At 63.3% G+C, this 501-nt stretch carries 1 protein-coding gene; it reads right to left on the bottom strand.

The window, feature by feature from the left end; translation table 11 throughout:
- Positions 1 to 501, bottom strand: a 501-nt coding sequence (locus Mth01_RS29475; RefSeq protein ID WP_204019230.1) for a hypothetical protein, incomplete at both ends; no start/stop codon positions are given.

Raw genomic sequence — 501 nt, 5'->3', positions numbered from 1 at the left:
TGGCCCTTCAGCCGGTACTTCACCGCGTAGTTCACGGAGAAGGTGAACTTGTACCAACCGTGGTTGTACGCGATGTAGAACGACTTCAGGTCCGCCGAAAGCCGCAGCTGATCGTCGCCGTACTGGGCCGAGTAGAACTCGTCCTTGGAGACCCGGGTCTGGGTGACGCCGGTGCCCTTCGACGTCTTGATCTCCGTGGAGTCGCCACGACGCAGCGTCTTCAGCAGCGCCAGCGCTTCCTCGGGAGTGTCGGCGGGGAAGGAGTCGTTCTGAGCCGCGAGCCACTCGAAGACGTTGACGTAGGTCGTCTGGTAGTCCCGGCCGTGCCGGCTCCGGACGACGCTCCTGTTCTCCGGGTTCTTCGGCACGAAGGACACGATCTCGCCGGACCAGCCGGTGGTCTTGAGCTCGAGGTCCTTCTTGGCCTTCTCGGCCTCGGCCCGGGTCTTGAAGGTGCGGTTGTCGATCCACTTCTTGACCTTGGTCACCGAGCTGCCGGTC

The sequence above is a fragment of the Sphaerimonospora thailandensis genome, assembly GCF_016863115.1.
In the GTDB taxonomy this organism is placed as follows: Bacteria; Actinomycetota; Actinomycetes; order Streptosporangiales; family Streptosporangiaceae; genus Sphaerimonospora; species Sphaerimonospora cavernae.
The sequence above is the reverse complement of the archived record's forward strand: the minus strand, read 5'-3'. Positions and strand labels throughout refer to the sequence as shown.